The following is a 3,778-nucleotide window of genomic DNA, read 5'->3' as shown; positions in this document are numbered from 1 at the left end:
GTCCCAGCACTGACGCTCACATGATCCGGCACAAGGGCCTTGTACGCGGAAATGGCGCTCTCTCCGAAGGGAGAGAATTGACCATCCTTGGCAGCCATGACACGCACTACTGCCTGCTGAAGTGGCGACAATGATGTGAAGTCGTTTTCGACGTCATGCCACAAGCGCTCCTGGACGAGCGTCGCGTCATCCTTRAGCCGGGTACTGAGGTTTGGCGATTCGTTCGCCAGTGCGATCGAGCCAATCAGGTGGCGCAGCAACTCCGGGCGATGCCCGACCATCACGAAGGCTTCGTAGACGGCCTCGGGCTCAAACTGATTGCCCGCGGCGAGCGCCCGGTTCACGCTCTTGGTAAATTCGTCGGTAAAGTTTCTATCGAGCAGCGGGAACGGCGTCACCTGGGAGCCGTAGAACGGCATGCGTGAATTCATGACCAGGTGCGCGAGTTTGTCCCGGCTTGAGCCGGTGAAGACCAGCATGAGGTCCGGGGCCTTGCCCGAAACGTTCATCGCGTCGCGCGCCGCCTTCAGTCCGAACATTGCCTCCACGCCCTTCTCCGTGGTCAGAGCATGCTGCGCTTCATCAACGATCAAGAGAACCGGTTGCTTGGCGGCCTTGCGCAGCGCCTCAAGGGTCTGCGTGAGCGTGACGCCCGCAGGCAATCCCGTGGTGGTGAGGTCTAACCCAAGGGTGCCCATGACGGTGACCTTGGTGAGGCCGACGGCCTTTGCGGCTTTGCCCACGACACCGGCGTGATCGGCAATTTTGTGCTTGATGGCGTCGGCGATCAGCTCGCCCGGGTCGTGCGCCTTGTTCGACCATAAGTCGACATACACGGTGACCCAGCCGCGCTGCTCGGCGGCTGGCGTAAGGTCCTCGCGCAGGAACGTGGACTTCCCTACCCGGCGCGGCGCCGCGAGGAACAGGCCCGAGCGGGCATCCTGGATTCCCTCACCGGCCAGGGCTGCGCAGAAGCTTGCCGCCAACGCGGGGCGGCGAAAGGTGTAACGTTCGGAGGCGGCGGACGGCTCGGACATGCGTCTTCCTGGTGCGTTTATCAGCATTTATCCTATACTAATAATTTATCCTTTGCAAATAAATAATGATAAATGCCTGATGAGGCATATGCACTCGGGGAGCGGGGCGTCTTGGCGCCTCCCAGGAATACCCACTTACGCGGTCAGCAGATTACGAAACGCGTTTTGCCGCCGGCATAGCATAGTAATCCGCTGGCCGAGGGGCGCACCTAGCCCAGGCGCCGGGTGGAAGGTCCAATAGCACTGCCTGCCGGCTCAGCGCAACGTGGCCAGTTCGCCGTTACTGCCTTTGCTCGTGGTTCGCCAGATCGTTTTGAGAGCCCCMAACCCGCCGATAGCCAACTGTTCAGTTTGCTACGGTCAATTTCCGACCGGCATCGTCCAGTCCTCCACCGCTAGCCGAGGGACGCGCCGGAACGTCTGGTCATTAGTCACCAGCACCGCGTCAGCCTTGGCGAGTACGTACTCCAGGCTGGCGCGTGCGACAGCCCGCTACCGTCACACTAGGGGGTGAACTGCGGATCGGTTAGGATTGCTGCGAGTTCAGGACGCCATACATCGGGCACGCGGCGCCTCGTCGGCATCCGCAGCGTCTTCGGAAACAGGCTGATTCTGCAGGCGGCTGTGCATGGCCTCGCATCGAATCAACATCATTGCCGCGGGATCCTCTTCACCGCCGGCAATGCCAGCCTCAGCAGCGGCCCGCAGATATACTTGCCGGGAGGCAACGGCGACGATCACAAGGATGGCGCCGACGCCGACTGCTCGGACTCCAATTTGGAGGTATTGCGCCATAGCGAACTTGCACCGTATAACAGGAGGTAATTGGCAATGAGGCTACACGAGGATGTCTCGGGACGATCCATGCCGTTGCGGGATTGACACAATCCGGTTCGCCGCGGCGGGTCGGATCGCGCGTTGCGTGACAGCGGCGGTATCGAAGAGAATGTCCAGGAGGGCGATCAAGGCCTTACCGACCGGCTGCTACGGCTCTGTCAACTTGCCGATAGGAAGACAAGGCTGTGGCGAGCGTGCCCATTGCTCAGGAGGCGATTGATGGATTTTGGGCCACTTCGGTGAATTCGTGCCAGGTAGCGAATCTCACGGCGAGGTGCTTGCGATAAAGCGAAGCGCTAAGCAAATGACGCTTGAGCGCGAAATGCTGGCGGATTGGACCGAAGTTCGAGAGGAAGGCCTGGGTGCGTACCCGGTCGCGGAATCCACGCATGCGCCGCTCCCGCTCACGAGTCGGCTGGTGGCTGTTCTCGGCCCGATTGTTCACGCGGGCGGCGGCCTTCACGAACACGTGCTTGACGTTGGCCAACTCCGGGATGTCGGCCTTTGCGGCCGGGTAGCTGCGCAGTTGATCAGTGACAATCTTGCGCGGCGCCGGGCAGGAACRCAGCACGAACAGGAAGAAACGTTTGGCCGCGGCCTTGTCGCGGCACCTCTGCAGTAGGATGTCGAGTTCGGCGCCATGCTCATCGACCGCGCGCCACAGCAGGTAAGGTTCGCCGCGAAGCATTACGAACATCTCGTCCAGATGCCAGGTGGTGCCCGGCTTGCGGCGCGCAGCTTTGACGCGATGCGCGAAGCCCGCGCCGAACTTGTCGCACCAGCGGCGAATCGTCTCGTAGCTGACGATCACGCCGCGCTCGAACAGCAATTCCTCGATGTCACGCAGGCTGAGATTGAACCGGAAGTACCAGCGTACCGCGTGGCTGATGACTACCGGCGGGAAACGGTGGCCGTGATAGAGCGATTTCTTCCTCATCGCTCTATCTTACGCGACCGGCTTCCCAACGTGACAATGCCGTACCGTGCGGTCGATAAGGCGGGCGACACCGTCGACTTCCTGTTGCGCGCCCAGCGCGACAAGGCTGCGGCACGGCGCTTTTTCGAGAAGGCCTCCGACCAAAATGGTGAGCCCGATTCRGTGATCATCGACGGCAGCCCGGCCAACCTGGCGGCCCTGCACGACATCAATGTCAAACGAGAGGCACCCATCGTCATCCGTCAGATCAAATACCTGAACAATATCGTCGACCAGGATCATCGGGCGGTCAAGCGCATCACCCGCCGATGCTTGGCTTCAAAGCCTTTCGATGCGCGCGCATTGTCCTTGGCGGCATCGAGTTGATGCATATGATCGCCAAGGGGCAGATGCACCGTTCCGGTGGGGCCACCGTGTCCGCTGCACTGCAATTCTATTCCCTGGTCTCATAAGCTAAGCTTCACTGCGGCCTTCTTGGCGACCGATCTCTCTTACTGCGACAGAACCCTCCAGTCCGTCACATAGACCTCATGCACGGGCAGCAGGATTTCCACGACTTCACGCATCAATACCGCATGATGGCCCGCGAGCGGCGCGCACACCAGCACGACCGGCCTCCGTCCCCGCGCGGCAACCGGGTCGTGCGCGAACTGCAGCAGACGACAAAATGGCCGTTCCAGCGCGACCTGCTCGTCCACAGCCACGGTGCGGCCGTCCGCGTCGATCGCAGTCATGCCGAAGGCGGGCTTCCCGTATGTCTTGCCCAGACGGTAGAGCATTTCATAGCCCGCGGCGAAGCAGGACGCCCCCGGAATACGGGCAAGGAGGCAGTCGCGCTCGGTGAACGCATTGGTGGCCTGCGCCGCCCACGCCGTCCATGGCTCAATCAGCGAACGCTGATACTCGATGAACTGGTACAGCATATGGGCTTTCCGGAAGTGCACGCTGGAAGGACTTTCAATATATG

At 61.2% G+C, this 3,778-nt stretch carries 3 protein-coding genes and 2 pseudogenes; 1 reads left to right on the top strand and 4 read right to left on the bottom strand.

Annotated features, from left to right (window positions below; translation table 11 throughout):
- The 3 genes from AC1DS3_RS36475 to AC1DS3_RS36465 all read right to left on the bottom strand — a co-directional run.
- Positions 1 to 1,037 (bottom strand): hypothetical protein (locus AC1DS3_RS36475; protein ID WP_477129117.1); only part of this gene is annotated, 1,037 nt, incomplete at its 3' end.
- A gap of 543 nt (positions 1,038 to 1,580) precedes the next feature.
- A complete protein-coding gene (locus AC1DS3_RS36470) occupies positions 1,581 to 1,832 on the bottom strand; it encodes a hypothetical protein (protein ID WP_441639677.1) in 252 nt (83 codons plus the stop codon).
- Between the two features lie 247 nt (positions 1,833 to 2,079).
- Positions 2,080 to 2,811 carry an IS6 family transposase gene (locus AC1DS3_RS36465; RefSeq protein ID WP_477129116.1) on the bottom strand — a complete coding sequence of 244 codons (732 nt, stop codon included), beginning with the start codon at positions 2,809 to 2,811 and terminating at the stop codon, positions 2,080 to 2,082.
- Between the two features lie 42 nt (positions 2,812 to 2,853).
- Between AC1DS3_RS36465 and AC1DS3_RS36460 the strand changes: the two are divergent.
- Positions 2,854 to 3,263 (top strand): annotated as a pseudogene (locus AC1DS3_RS36460) (IS6 family transposase); the annotation flags it as partial.
- 39 nt (positions 3,264 to 3,302) lie between these two features.
- Here AC1DS3_RS36460 and AC1DS3_RS36455 read toward each other — a convergent pair.
- A pseudogene (locus AC1DS3_RS36455) lies at positions 3,303 to 3,778 on the bottom strand (hypothetical protein); the annotation flags it as partial.

The sequence above is a fragment of the Cupriavidus sp. 01L46 genome (assembly GCF_056399905.1).
This window is presented reverse-complemented; position numbering and strand designations above follow the sequence as displayed.